The sequence below is a fragment of the Pseudomonas sp. DW-iso17 genome (assembly GCF_058725345.1).
Genome location: NZ_JBZXEA010000044.1, coordinates 219,422 through 231,971, shown reverse-complemented (window position 1 = coordinate 231,971; position 12,550 = coordinate 219,422). Strand labels below are relative to the sequence as shown.

Annotated in this window: 12 protein-coding genes; 4 read left to right on the top strand and 8 right to left on the bottom strand. The window is 62.4% G+C overall.

Features of this window, described 5'->3' with window-relative positions:
• Nucleotides 1–34: 34 nt before the first annotated feature.
• Nucleotides 35–955 carry a Csu type fimbrial protein gene (locus tag AC4PS6_RS23390; RefSeq protein ID WP_201915631.1) on the top strand — a complete coding sequence of 307 codons (921 nt, stop codon included), beginning with the start codon at nucleotides 35–37 and terminating at the stop codon, nucleotides 953–955.
• On the opposite strand, the gene AC4PS6_RS23385 is transcribed toward AC4PS6_RS23390, so the two are convergent.
• Together AC4PS6_RS23385 and AC4PS6_RS23380 are read right to left on the bottom strand one after the other, a co-directional pair.
• Nucleotides 952–1,689, bottom strand: a complete 738-nt coding sequence (locus AC4PS6_RS23385; RefSeq protein ID WP_336826977.1) for an anti-sigma factor family protein — start codon at nucleotides 1,687–1,689, stop codon at nucleotides 952–954. The two genes, AC4PS6_RS23390 and AC4PS6_RS23385, sit on opposite strands and share 4 nt — an antisense overlap.
• Nucleotides 1,686–2,192, bottom strand: coding sequence for a sigma-70 family RNA polymerase sigma factor (locus AC4PS6_RS23380; protein ID WP_014718963.1), 507 nt, complete (start codon nucleotides 2,190–2,192; stop codon nucleotides 1,686–1,688). Before AC4PS6_RS23380 ends, AC4PS6_RS23385 begins: the two co-directional genes overlap by 4 nt.
• Before the next feature lie 167 nt (nucleotides 2,193–2,359).
• Here AC4PS6_RS23380 and AC4PS6_RS23375 point away from each other — a divergent pair, with 167 nt between their 5' ends.
• Entirely contained in the window at nucleotides 2,360–3,442 is a 1,083-nt protein-coding gene (locus tag AC4PS6_RS23375) for a catalase family peroxidase (protein WP_014718962.1), read from the top strand.
• Nucleotides 3,439–3,978 (top strand): cytochrome b, encoded by a 540-nt coding sequence (locus tag AC4PS6_RS23370; protein WP_003192209.1) that lies wholly within the window; start codon nucleotides 3,439–3,441, stop codon nucleotides 3,976–3,978. The genes AC4PS6_RS23375 and AC4PS6_RS23370 overlap by 4 nt, the downstream gene beginning before the upstream one ends.
• Nucleotides 3,979–4,136: 158 nt before the next feature.
• Here the strand turns inward: AC4PS6_RS23370 and AC4PS6_RS23365 are convergent, their stop codons facing one another.
• Together AC4PS6_RS23365 and AC4PS6_RS23360 are read right to left on the bottom strand one after the other, a co-directional pair.
• A complete protein-coding gene (locus tag AC4PS6_RS23365) occupies nucleotides 4,137–5,288 on the bottom strand; it encodes a M14 family metallopeptidase (RefSeq protein ID WP_014718961.1) in 1,152 nt (383 codons plus the stop codon).
• Between the two features lie 465 nt (nucleotides 5,289–5,753).
• Nucleotides 5,754–6,047: a DUF6124 family protein gene (locus AC4PS6_RS23360; protein WP_014718960.1), complete on the bottom strand. Its 294-nt coding sequence runs from the start codon at nucleotides 6,045–6,047 to the stop codon at nucleotides 5,754–5,756.
• A 187-nt stretch (nucleotides 6,048–6,234) separates the two neighbouring features.
• Here AC4PS6_RS23360 and AC4PS6_RS23355 point away from each other — a divergent pair, with 187 nt between their 5' ends.
• Complete coding sequence (locus AC4PS6_RS23355; protein WP_014718959.1) at nucleotides 6,235–6,870, top strand: LexA family protein; 636 nt, start codon at nucleotides 6,235–6,237, stop codon at nucleotides 6,868–6,870.
• Here the strand turns inward: AC4PS6_RS23355 and AC4PS6_RS23350 are convergent.
• From AC4PS6_RS23350 to AC4PS6_RS23335, 4 genes are all read right to left on the bottom strand, one after another.
• Nucleotides 6,867–8,792: an acetyl/propionyl/methylcrotonyl-CoA carboxylase subunit alpha gene (locus tag AC4PS6_RS23350; protein ID WP_020302345.1), complete on the bottom strand. Its 1,926-nt coding sequence runs from the start codon at nucleotides 8,790–8,792 to the stop codon at nucleotides 6,867–6,869. The two genes, AC4PS6_RS23355 and AC4PS6_RS23350, sit on opposite strands and share 4 nt — an antisense overlap.
• The gene (locus AC4PS6_RS23345; protein ID WP_014718957.1) at nucleotides 8,789–9,595 is read right to left on the bottom strand and encodes a gamma-carboxygeranoyl-CoA hydratase; all 807 of its coding nucleotides are present in this window, start codon (nucleotides 9,593–9,595) and stop codon (nucleotides 8,789–8,791) included. Before AC4PS6_RS23345 ends, AC4PS6_RS23350 begins: the two co-directional genes overlap by 4 nt.
• Before the next feature lie 161 nt (nucleotides 9,596–9,756).
• Nucleotides 9,757–11,364 (bottom strand): carboxyl transferase domain-containing protein, encoded by a 1,608-nt coding sequence (locus tag AC4PS6_RS23340; RefSeq protein WP_336826976.1) that lies wholly within the window; start codon nucleotides 11,362–11,364, stop codon nucleotides 9,757–9,759.
• Between the two features lie 12 nt (nucleotides 11,365–11,376).
• A complete protein-coding gene (locus tag AC4PS6_RS23335) occupies nucleotides 11,377–12,540 on the bottom strand; it encodes an isovaleryl-CoA dehydrogenase (protein WP_019819448.1) in 1,164 nt (387 codons plus the stop codon).
• Nucleotides 12,541–12,550: the final 10 nt, after the last annotated feature.

The window sequence follows — 12,550 nt, the reverse complement described above, 5'->3', positions numbered from 1 at the left end:
GTATGGCGTGGGTTTGTTGTTTTGCGGGCAGGCCATGGCGGCGTGTTCGGTGGTGTCCACCGTGCCGGCCAGTTTTGGTTCGATCAGTTCGATGACGGTGCGCACCGCCGCGCAAACCAGCTCTACGGCCAACTCAGGGTTGAGTTGCACCTCGGCGCTGATATCGCTGCTGGTGTCCACCGACCATTTTTACGCCACGATTACCTCGCCCCAGACCGGTTTGGTCGGGCCGACCGGTGATGTGATCAGCTACACGATTTATGGCAACAACAGCACCAGCTATCCCATCACCCGTGGCAGCCAATTCGATTTCGGCGGCGCTGGCGGCATCGCCCAGAGCATCGGCCTGATCGCCGGGCCCGGCGCGAAAACTGTGCCGTTGTACCTGAGCAGCATCACTGGCAGCAACGTCGCCGCCGGGGTGTACACCGAGACATTGAGCATCGCCTGGGTGTGGAATTATTGCTCGGGGATCGGCCTTGGCGGCATTTGCCTGGGACGTGACATTGGCAGCGGCACGGCGTCCCTGACCGTCAGCATGACCGTGACCAACGATTGCCAGATCACCGCCCCGAATATCAGCTTCGGCAGCGCGCCGGTGGTCAGTGGGTTTAGTGCGGTGAGCGGGCAGACCATCAACATCGCCTGCACCAAGGGCAGCGCCTATACCGTGGGCTTGAGCGATGGCCAGAACCCGGTGAGTGTCGGCGGCCGGCGGCGCATGGTTTCCGGCGGCAATTACCTGGCCTATGACATTTTCAAAAGTGCCGGCACCACGCGTTGGGGCAGTGTCGGCGCGGCGCGGCGGGCCAGCTCCACGGCCGAGGTCAATCCCGGCAACGGCTTGGGTAATGGCAGCCAGGTGTACAACTACAACGCCAAGGTCTACACCGACCAGCCCACGCCGCCGGCTGGCACCTATCTGGATAACGTGGTGCTGGACGTCGGTTTCTAGAATGGCGTCTGCAACGCGGCGGCCTGATCCACCGGGCTGACCATCGCGTAGTTGTAGCCGCCGCCCGACCAGTAGTCGGCCTGCAAGCCATCGGCACTGCGGCTGCCGCGAGGCAGGAAACCGTTGTTCGGGCCCGGCGGGCGGATATAGAAGCTGATGCGCCGGCCTTGCGCGTCCTGGTACAGCACCATGGCTGCCGCGCCTTGGTCGGTGGTGAGCAGACGCCCGCTGACCGGCTTGAAACCGGCTTGGCTCAGGTCGGGCAGGCGATGGGCCTGGTTGAAATAACGGTCGAGCCAGGCCTGCATGGTGCCAGGGTCCTGAGCGTTGTAGTCGGCAGGCATGATGCCGTCCTGGGCAAACAGGCGGTAGGCCTGCATGGCGTCGGTCATCGGCAACAGCGGCGGCTGGGTGGCTTCACGGGCGTGCCAACCGCCAACCCCGCCGAGGCTCACGGCGATCAGCAACAACGCCGCCGTGGCCAAGTGCCGACGGGACTGTTTCTTGATGCGCTGGCGAATCAGCGCCGGGTCCAATGCCGGGTTGTGCGGCTGTTGCAGGGCGCCGCTCAACGACGCGCGCAGCAACTGCGCATCTTGTTGCCAGGCCTGTACCCGGGCCGCCACTTCGGGGTGGCTGGCCAGCCAGGTTTCAAGCACACAGCGATCAGTGCCCGGCAATTGGTGATCGACGTAGGCATGTAAATCGCGTTCGCTGGGGGGCAGGCTGATCATTTGAGTCTCCGCAGGGCAGGGCCGGCCATTTCGCCATCGCTGAGCTGACGCAACGCTTGGCGTGCGCGGGACAGGCGTGACATTACGGTGCCGATGGGCACCTTGAGGATCTCGGCCACTTCCTTGTAGCTCAAGCCCTCGACGGACACCCACAGCAACAGGGCGCGCTGTTCGGTGTTCAGTTGGTCGAAGGCTTGCAGGGTGGATTGGGCCAGCACCGTGCGTTCTACCGAAGGTTGCACGTCATCGCGGCCGGTGAAGAATTCGAGCATGCGCGCATAGCGGCGGTTGCGGCGGTGGGCGTCGAGGAACTGCCGGTAGAGGATCGAAAACAGCCAGGCGCGCAGGTCGCCCTCGATACGTTTATCGGCCCAGGCGACGATCGCGCGCTCCAGGGTCGATTGCACCAGGTCATCGGCGCTGCTGCTGTTGCGCGTCAGGGACACGGCAAAACGCCGCAACCTGGGGATGAGTTCGCGTAACTGTTCGTCGAGTTCATGCATGGGTGTCTGGCTGATCACTACGCTGGGACTAGAGAGACGTCCGGCGTTGAAGGTTATTCCCCGTCCCGCAAAATAAATCCAGGGCCTGGGAATAGAGCCCATCGGCGTTCGTCTTAATGCTCCGACCTTATGTTTCAGCCTGAGGCCTCTGGCCCTGGAGTTCCTGCATGGTAGATCACTCATCACCACCCCGTCCTCCCTTGAGCACTGCGAGCCTGATCGCACGACTCGCCGGCATCGGTGCCGTGGTTGCGGTTGTTGCCGGCGCATTTGCCTACGTCAATGGCACGCTCGACCCACAACGCCTGCGGCCAAAAACCTTGGTCAATGCCCTGGAAACCAATAACGGCGTGCATCCGGGTTTTCGCCGTAACCATGCCAAGGGCGTATGCGTGGCGGGTTATTTCCAGAGCAGTACCGAGGCCCGTGCCTATTCCAGCGCCCAGGTGTTCAGCGAGGCCAAGACCCCGATCATCGGCCGGTTTGCCTTGCCCAGCGGCAACCCCTACGCGCCGGACAGCAGTGTGCCGATTCGCAGTTTCGCCGTGCAGTTCAGCCAGGCCAACGGCCAGCAATGGCGTACAGGGATGAACAGCATGCCGGTGTTCCCGGTGGGTACGCCCGAGGCGTTCTACCAGTTGCTCAAGGCCGGCGCGCCAGACCCGGCCACTGGCAAGCCGAACCCGTCGAGCATGCCGGCTTTTTTTGCCGCACACCCGGAGACAGCGCCATTCTTGGCCTGGGTCAAGACCGCCAGGCCATCGGCCAGTTATGCGACTGAAACCTATAACGGCATCAACGCGTTTTACCTGGTGGCTGCCGATGGTTCGCGCCAGGCCGTGCGTTGGGAGGTGGTGCCCCAGAGCCAGGATGCGGCGGGTGATACCGCACCTGCTGGCAGTGACTTCCTGGAGCAGGATTTGGTGCGACGCCTGGCTGCCGGGCCCTTGCGTTGGCAGTTGAACATGACCCTGGCCAACCCCGGCGACCCGCTGGACGACGCAAGCAAGACTTGGACCGGCGCGCACAAGGTACTCAACGCCGGCACGTTGGTGTTGCAAAGCAGCCAGCCCCAGGCAGACGGTGATTGCCGCGATATCAACTTTGACCCGTTGATTCTGCCCAGTGGTATCCAAGCCTCCAACGACCCCTTGCTGGCCGCACGTTCGGCCGCGTATGCCAGTTCGTACCTGCGCCGCGCCGGTGAAGTCAGCCCGTTGCACAGCGCCCCTCAGGAGTCGAAGCCATGAATGCTCAACCACGGTTCTTTGCGCCCTTGGCGCGCGTGTTGCACTGGCTGATGGCGTTGATGATCATCGCCATGCTGTTTATCGGCGCGGGTCTGGCGGCGTCGGTGTCGGAGCGCCATGAGTGGCTGATCCACCTGCACAAGCCGCTGGGCATTGCGATTCTGGCACTGGTGATCGTGCGCCTGGCGGTACGTTTTTCCACCCGTCAGCCGCCGTTACCAGCGGATTTGCCGGTGTGGCAGAGGCTGGCAGCCAAGGCCTCTCATGTGCTGTTGTACGCGTTGATGCTGGTGTTGCCGCTGCTGGGTTGGGCGATGATTTCAGCGGCCGGTGACCCGGTGATGCTCAGTAGTAACCTGCAACTGCCCGCGCTGCTGGGGGCGAATGCGCCGTTGTTTGCGTTGTTGCGCAAGGCTCACGGTTATTTGGCCTATCTGCTGTTTCTCACCGTGCTGGTGCATCTGGCAGCCGCGTTATTCCACGGTTTGATCCGCCGCGATGGTGTCTTGCAAAGCATGACCGGCAGCAAGGATTGACCGCTCTTGTGGCGAGCGAGCTTGCTCGCGCTGGGCTGCGAAGCAGCCCCAAAACAGCCTGCTCGGTGTGTCAGGTGATCCGGCAGTGATTTTCATGGGGCCGCTATGCGGCCCAGCGCGAGCAAGCTCGCTCGCCACAAAAAGCTTGTCACAGGGGGTTAGCGCAAACGCCCGACGATATCAGCGACGCTGCTCAAGACGTCCTTGCCCAACTGTTTCGAACGATCGCCTGACCAGCCAGTTCGCAGGTTGGGTGCGTCGTCGTTGTCCTTGAAAGGCATTTCCAGGGTCAGGGACAGGCAGTCGTACTTTTCCCCCACCGCGTTGCAGGCCAGGGTCATGTTGGCTTGGCCAGGCAGGTCGCGGGTGTAGCCGTGGGTGGTCTGGAAGTCTCGGGTCAGGTGGCTCAAATGGCTGCGGAAATGTTTTTCCAGGGCTTCGATGCGCGGCGTGTAGCCGGGGTTGCCTTCGCAGGCGGCGGTGAACACGTAGGGGATTTCTTCATCGCCGTGGATGTCGAGGAACATATCCACGCCGTATTTTTCCATCTGTTGCTGGACGAACAGGACTTCCGGGCTGAGTTCCTGGCTGGCGCTTTGCCATGCGCGGTTAAGGTCCTGGCCCATGGCGTTGGTGCGCAGGTGGCCATGGAAGGCGCCATCCGGGTTCATGTTCGGTACCAGGTACAGGTCTGCGACGGCCAGCAGTTTTTTCAGTTCGTCGTCGCCGTCCTTTTGCAGGCGCTCAATCACGCCCTCCATAAACCACTCGGCCATGTGCTCGCCGGGGTGCTGCTGGGCGATGATCCACACCTTGCGCCGGCCTTCGATCCCTTTGCCACGGCGCAGCAGTTGGATATCGCGGCCTTCAGCGCTCTTGCCGGTGGCTAGCAGGGTGACCCCGGCGTACTTCAGGGCTTGCTCGATCAACCAGTCATGACGTTCACGGCTGTAGGGCTCGAAGTAGGCAAACCAGGCGTACTTTTGCCGGGTCTGGAGGGTGATATGCAGGATCTCGCCATCAAAGCGCGTCGGTACCCGGAACCAGTTGATATGGTCATAGGACGCCACGGCGTTGTAACCGCTCCAGGCATGCTTGTAGGACGAGCGCCCTGCGTTGCTCAAGCGAAAGGTGTGGGTGTGCCCCACGTGCATGCCTTCGGCCTTGAAGTGGAACCATTGGTAGTGATCGCTGCGGGTGTCGGGATTGATTGCCAGCAACAACTGATAAGCGTCGCTGGCATCCAGGACCTGGATGTTGCCGCTGTCGAAGTCGGTGCTGATCTTGATGGAGGTCAAGGCCACGGTCATAGTCTGGTTGCCTGAATATGAGTGATGTGGCGGCTATCTTACACAGGCGTTCGGTAAAACCTGGATGCAAAAATTGTTGCAGGGGGAGGGGGCGTCATCCCTGACGCCGCCGCAGCTTAGAGTCTATGAGATTGATTCTCAAGCGCTAATTCGCAGAGATACGCGCTAGAGCACTCGGACGACTTTCGTTGGGCGATAGTCTTTTGCTACCATGCGCGGCATCAAGCAACACACAGTCTTCATTAGCCTGAAGCCACGCCAGGAAAACTGGCAAAAAAAAGACCCGGCCAAAGAGCCGGGTCAAAAACCGTGATTAGCCTGATGAGGAGATATTCCAAGAGTCCGACCTAAGGTCTCTTGGTCTATCGACTGATCTTGCGATCAGCTGAGCCCAATAATAATCATTATCATTTGCAAGTCAAATGTTTTTATCCGTGGGATAGAAATATTTTTCTTTCATGCCTGCTACGCGTTTGCCGCCGCTCTGGGCGCTTGCAACGACCGCTCCACCATCGCCTTCGCCATATCGATCAAATACACCACTGAAAACGCCAGGTCGCGTTGGTTGCCCTGATGGCTGCACGCCGACTCGTAGGCGGTTGCCGCTGCACTGCGCAACAGGTCCGAGGCGTGTATCAGGGCTTCCTCCTGGCTGACATCGGATTTGATCGCGAACATGGCCCCGTCCGAATCCGGCGTCGACCGATTTTCTTTCAAGTAGTAGTCCAGTGCGCGCTGGGCTGCGCCACTGTTGCACATGTCGTTTACTTCAGTCAGTTCGGATGTGTCGGGCGTTGGGTGTGTGCGGGTCGTCATAAGCGGCAGTACTCCGGTGGGTGTCGAAATCCTTGGGCTTGATGATAGTACGTATCGTATTCCTGTCGTTTTATGGATTACTACAAACTGTTTATTGCCCGCAAAAATGGGCGCCGTATTGTGATGCGCCATGGATAACTGGATAGCGTTGGTCAAAGCCAACATGAAAGACCGCAAGGTCACGCAGGATGAACTGGCGCAGCGCCTGGGGATGTCCCAGGGCGGCATCGGCCATTGGCTCAATAAACGCCGCGTGCCGAGCCTGGCGGACATGAACCGCGTGCTGGCCGAACTGGGGTTGGGGTATTTGGAGGTGGCGCTGGAGATTCGTGAACGGGCCGCGCAAGTGCCTGAACGGGAAGCGCACTACAACCCGTATTTCCGCTACCCGGTCAGCGACTGGAAGCAGGCCTGCGAGCTGCGTGAAGAGCGTGCGCCTTATAGCACCGAGCGCTACGAATTGACCGATTACCACGCCCGAGGCGAGGCATTCTGGCTGCCGGTGACGGGAGACGCCATGACCGCCCCCACGGGCATGAGCATTGCGGCTGGCATGATGATACTGGTTGACCCGGCCATCGCGCCCGAGCCCGGCAGGCTGGTGGTGGCCCAATGGGCTGGCACCCCCCAGGCCACCTTTCGCCGATTGCAGGAAGAAAGCGGCCAGCACTACCTGGTGCCGCTCAACCCCACTTACCCCAAGGTGCTGCTCACCGACGGCTGCCGCCTCCTGGGTGTGGTGGTGCAAGCCACGGCGAAGTTCTAGCCGGCCGTTTCAAGCTCCACCAGCGCGCTGCCTTCTGCCACCATTTCACCTTCCTGGCAGAACAGCGCCTTGACCACCCCGGCGTGGGGCGCCCGGATGCTGTGCTCCATCTTCATGGCTTCGAGCACCACCAGTTGAGCGCCGGCTTCAACAGTTTGGCCCACCTCCACAAGTACTCGCACGATGCTGCCGTTCATCGGTGCGGTGAGGCCGCCCTGATGAGATTGACTGGCCTCGACCGCCGCAATCGGATCGAACAGGCTGACGGCATGCATCTCGCCGTCCCAACGCAGGTACAGGCTGCCTTCACTGCGCACCGCCAGATGAGCACGGCGCACGCCCTGATGTTCAGTCAGCAACTGTTCGCCGCATAACTGAGACGGTTGCCCGGTCAGTGTCACCAACCGATCCTGCCCATTGCAGCTCAGGTGCAGCGACACCTCGGCAGGCAGGCCCGCACGAAAGCCCTGGCGATTGGCCCAAGGCCCGTCACCCGCCGGCAAGCTCTGCATAAACGCCGAGCCCGCCGCCTGCCAAAACTCATCGCTCAAGGCCCCTGGCGTCGGCAACAGCTCATCCTGATAGCGCGGGATAAACCCGGTGTCCAATTCGGCGGCGGCAAACGCAGGGTGCCCGATGATGCGCCGCAAAAAGCCCAGGTTGGTCTTGAGCCCGCCGACCGCAAACTCATCCAGCATGCTCAATAAGCGCAGGCGCGCCTGTTCGCGGTCTTCACCCCAGGCAATCAACTTGCCGAGCATCGGGTCGTAGAAGGGCGACACGCTGTCGCCTTGCTCGACGCCACTGTCCACGCGGCGTCCAGGGCCCTGGCTGGACTCGCGGTACAGCGCCAGGTGCCCGGTGGCGGGCAGAAAGTCATTGGCCGGGTCTTCGGCATACAACCGCACTTCAATTGCATGACCGTTCAACGCGACCTGTTCTTGCGTGATCGGTAGCGCCTCACCCTGGGCCACCCGGATCTGCCAGGCCACCAGGTCGAGGCCGGTAATCGCTTCGGTCACCGGATGCTCCACTTGCAACCGCGTGTTCATCTCCATAAAGAAAAACTCGCCACGGGCATCCAGCAAAAACTCCACCGTACCTGCGCCCACATACCCGATTGCCTGGGCAGCGCGCACAGCTGCTTCGCCCATGGCCCGGCGTTGCTCAACAGTCAGGCCCGGCGCCGGTGCTTCTTCCACGACCTTTTGATGGCGCCGCTGGATCGAGCAGTCGCGCTCATTGAGGTACAGGCAATGACCTTGCTGGTCGGCAAACACTTGGATCTCGACATGCCGCGGCTTGAGCAGGTATTTCTCCACCAGCATCTGCCCGTTGCCGAACGACGACAGCGCCTCACGCTGGGCGGAGGCCAGGGCTTCGGCCAGTTGGCTGACGTCCTCGACCACCTTCATACCCTTGCCACCGCCGCCCGCCGTGGCCTTGAGCAGCACCGGGTAGCCGATACGCTCACAGGCGGCGCGGAAGGTCTCCAGGTCCTGGGCCTCGCCGTGATAACCCGGCACAAGGGGTACGCCAGCCGTCTCCATCAGGGCCTTGGCCGCGGATTTGCTGCCCATGGCGTCGATGGCCGAGGCGGGCGGGCCGAGGAAGATCAAGCCTGCCGCCTCGATGGCTCGGGCGAAGCCGGCGTTTTCTGAAAGGAAGCCGTAGCCGGGGTGAATCGCCTGGGCGCCGCTGGCGTGGGCGGCGGCAATCAGCTTGTCGATTTGCAGGTAACTGTCGGTGGCTTTGCTGCCGCCCAGGTCGACGCGGATATCGGCTTCACGGCTATGGCGGGCATCGCGGTCGATGGCGCTGTGCACAGCCACGGTGGTCAACCCCATGGCCTTGGCGGTGCGCATGACCCGGCAGGCGATCTCGCCACGGTTGGCCACCAGAACGGTGGTGAGTGTGCTCATGAGCGTGGCTCCTGATTTTGCCAACTTGGCGCACGCTTTTGCAGAAACGCGCGCAAACCTTCCTGGCCCTCGGCGCTCACCCGAATACGCGCAATGGCATTTTCGCAATAGCGTCGCAATGCGGGGGTGAGGGCACCGTTGCCCACTTCGCGCAGCAAATCCTTACTGGCACGCATGGCCGCCGGGCTGTTTTGCAGCAGGTTGGTGACCCACAGGTCCACCTGTTGATCCAGGCTCTCGGCCGGATAACTGTCCGCCAGCAAGCCGATCTCCCGTGCGCGCTGGCCGCCGAACCGCTCGGCTGTCAGTGCATAACGACGGGCAGCGCGTTCGCCGATGGCCTGCACCACGAACGGGCTGATCACCGCCGGCGCCAGGCCGATACGCACTTCCGACAGGCAGAACTGGGCGTCGTCGGCACCGATGGCCATGTCACAGCAGCTGATCAGGCCCAGCGCGCCCCCGTAGGCCGCGCCTTGCACCACCGCCAACGTGGGGATTTTCAGCTTGGACAGGTTGTACATCAGCTCTGCCAGTTCCCGGGCGTCGTCCAGGTTGGTGTGGTAGTCCAACTCGGCCGATTGCTGCATCCAGGCCAGGTCGGCACCGGCGCTGAAGTGCTTGCCACGCCCGCGCAGTACCAGGAAGCGCAGGGACGGGTCGCCTTGTACGCGGTCAAGGGCCAGGATCAGCTCGCGGATCATCTGCGCGTTGAACGCGTTGTTCTTGGCTTCGCGGCTGAGCCACAGCGTGGCAAAGCCACGGCGGTCAGTGATCAGTTCGAGGGTGTTGAAGTCGCTCATGCAAGGAGCTCCGAAATAATGAGAGGCCTCCTGTAGGAGCGAGCTTGTTGTGGCGAGCAAGCTTGCTTGCGCTGGGGTGCACAGCGCCCCCAAAAAAGCCGGGACTGCTGCGCAGTCAGCGGGAGCAAGCTCCCTCGCCACAACAGGCGCGCTCCTACAGGCTACATGCGGAACACGCCGAAGCGGCTCGGCTCGATGGGGGCGTTCAGTGCGGCGGACAAGGCCAGGGCCAGCACGTCACGGGTCTGCAGCGGGTCGATCACGCCGTCATCCCACAAGCGCGCGCTGGAGTAGTAGGGGTGGCCCTGGGTTTCATACTGGTCGAGGATCGGCTGCTTGATCGCGTCTTCCTCCTCGGCACTGAAACCGTTGCCGGCGCGCTCAGCCTGTTCGCGCTTGACCTGCACCAACACCCCGGCGGCCTGTTCGGCCCCCATCACGCCAATGCGTGCGTTGGGCCACATCCACAAAAAGCGCGGGTCATAGGCGCGGCCACACATCCCATAGTTACCCGCACCAAAGCTGCCGCCGATGATCACGGTGAATTTCGGCACCTTGGCGCACGCCACGGCGGTGACCAGCTTGGCGCCGTGCTTGGCAATGCCGCCGGCTTCGTACTTCTGGCCGACCATAAAGCCGGTGATGTTTTGCAGGAACAGCAGCGGAATCCCGCGCTGGCAGGCCAGTTCGATAAAGTGCGCGCCTTTTTGCGCGGCTTCGGCGAAGAGGATGCCGTTGTTGGCCAGGATCGCTATCGGGTAGCCATGCACGTGCGCAAAGCCGCACACCAGGGTCGTGCCGAACAGGGCCTTGAACTCATCGAACACCGAGCCGTCCACCAGCCGTGCGATGACTTCGCGCACATCAAAGGGTTGCTTGGCATCCGCCGGGATCACGCCGTACAACTCTTCGCTGCTGTACAGCGGCGCCACCGGCGGGCGTTGCAGCAGCTCACCCTGCTTGCGCCAATTGAGGTTGGCCACGCTGCGCCGTGCCAGTGCCAGGGCGTGTTCATCGCTGTCGGCATAGTGGTCGGCTACGCCCGAGACCTTGCAGTGCACATCGGCACCGCCCAGGTCTTCGGCGCTCACCACTTCACCGGTGGCGGCCTTCACCAGCGGCGGGCCGGCGAGGAAGATGGTGGCTTGCTGGCGCACCATGATCGCTTCGTCGGCCATGGCCGGCACGTAGGCGCCGCCGGCGGTGCACGAGCCCATCACCACGGCAATCTGGGGAATGCCCTGGGCGCTCATATTGGCCTGGTTGAAGAAGATCCGCCCGAAGTGCTCGCGGTCGGGGAACACCTCGTCCTGGCGCGGCAGGTTCGCGCCGCCGGAGTCCACCAGGTAGATGCACGGCAGGCGGTTCTGCTCGGCGATGGTCTGGGCGCGCAGGTGCTTTTTGACGGTCAGCGGGTAATAGGAGCCGCCTTTGACCGTGGCATCGTTGGCCACGATCATGCATTCGACGCCTTCCACCCGGCCGATGCCGGCAATCACCCCGGCAGCCGGGACGTCTTCGCCATACACCTGGTGGGCGGCCAGTTGGCTCAGCTCGAGAAACGGTGAGCCCGGGTCGAGCAGACGGTTGATACGCTCGCGGGGTAACAGTTTGCCGCGTGAGGTGTGGCGTTCCTGGGCCTTGGCGCCGCCACCTTGATGGACATGGGCGAGCAGGCTGTGCAGGGCGTCGACCTGTTCAAGCATCGCCGCGCGGTTGGCGGAAAATTCCGCAGAACGCGGGTTGAGCTGGGTGTGCAGGGTGGCCATGGGCGTGCTCCTTCAGCGGGTTTCGTTGAACAGTTCGCGACCGATCAACATCCGCCGAATCTCACTGGTGCCCGCACCAATTTCGTAGAGCTTGGCGTCACGCAACAGGCGCCCGGCGGGGAATTCGTTGATATAGCCATTGCCGCCCAGAATCTGGATCGCATCCAGGGCCATTTGCGTGGCGCGCTCGGCGCTGTAGAGGATCACGCCCGCGGCGTCCTTGCGCGTGGTCTCGCCACGCTCGCACGCCTGGGCCACCGCGTAGAGGTAGGCGCGGCTGGCGTTGAGTTGGGTGTACATGTCGGCGACCTTGCCCTGGATCAACTGGAATTCGCCGATGCTCTGGCCGAACTGCTTGCGGTCGTGGATGTAGGGCACGATCAAGTCCATGCATGCCTGCATGATCCCGGTAGGCCCTCCGGAGAGCACCACGCGCTCGTAGTCCAGGCCGCTCATCAACACTTTCACGCCGCCATTGAGCACGCCGAGGATGTTTTCTTCGGGTACCTCGACGTCGTCGAAAAACAGCTCGCAGGTGTTGGAGCCGCGCATGCCCAGCTTGTCGAATTTATTGCTGCGGCTGAAGCCTTTCCAGTCGCGCTCGACGATGAAGGCGGTGATGCCGTGGGGGCCTTTTTCCAGGTCGGTCTTGGCGTAGATCACATAGGTATGGGCGTCCGGGCCGTTGGTGATCCAGGTCTTGCTGCCATTGAGTACGTAATGGTCGCCGCGCTTGTCGGCGCGCAGTTTCATCGACACCACGTCGGAACCGGCATTCGGCTCGCTCATGGCCAGGGCGCCGATGTGCTCGCCGCTGATCAGCTTGGGCAGGTACTTGAGTTTTTGTGCGTGGTTGCCGTTGCGGTTGATCTGGTTGACGCACAGGTTGGAGTGCGCCCCGTAGGACAACGCCACCGAGGCCGAGCCACGGCTGATTTCTTCCATGCTCACCACATGGGCCAGGTAACCCAGGCCGGCACCGCCGTATTCCTCGGGCACGGTGATGCCCAGCAGGCCCATGTCGCCGAACTTGCGCCACAGGTCGGCGGGGAACAGGTTGTCGATGTCGATCTGGGCCGCGCGCGGTGCGATCTCCTTGGCCACGAAGGACTGCACCTGGTCGCGCAGCATGTCGATGGTCTCGCCGAGGGCGAAGTTCAGGGACGGGTAACTCATGGACAGGCAC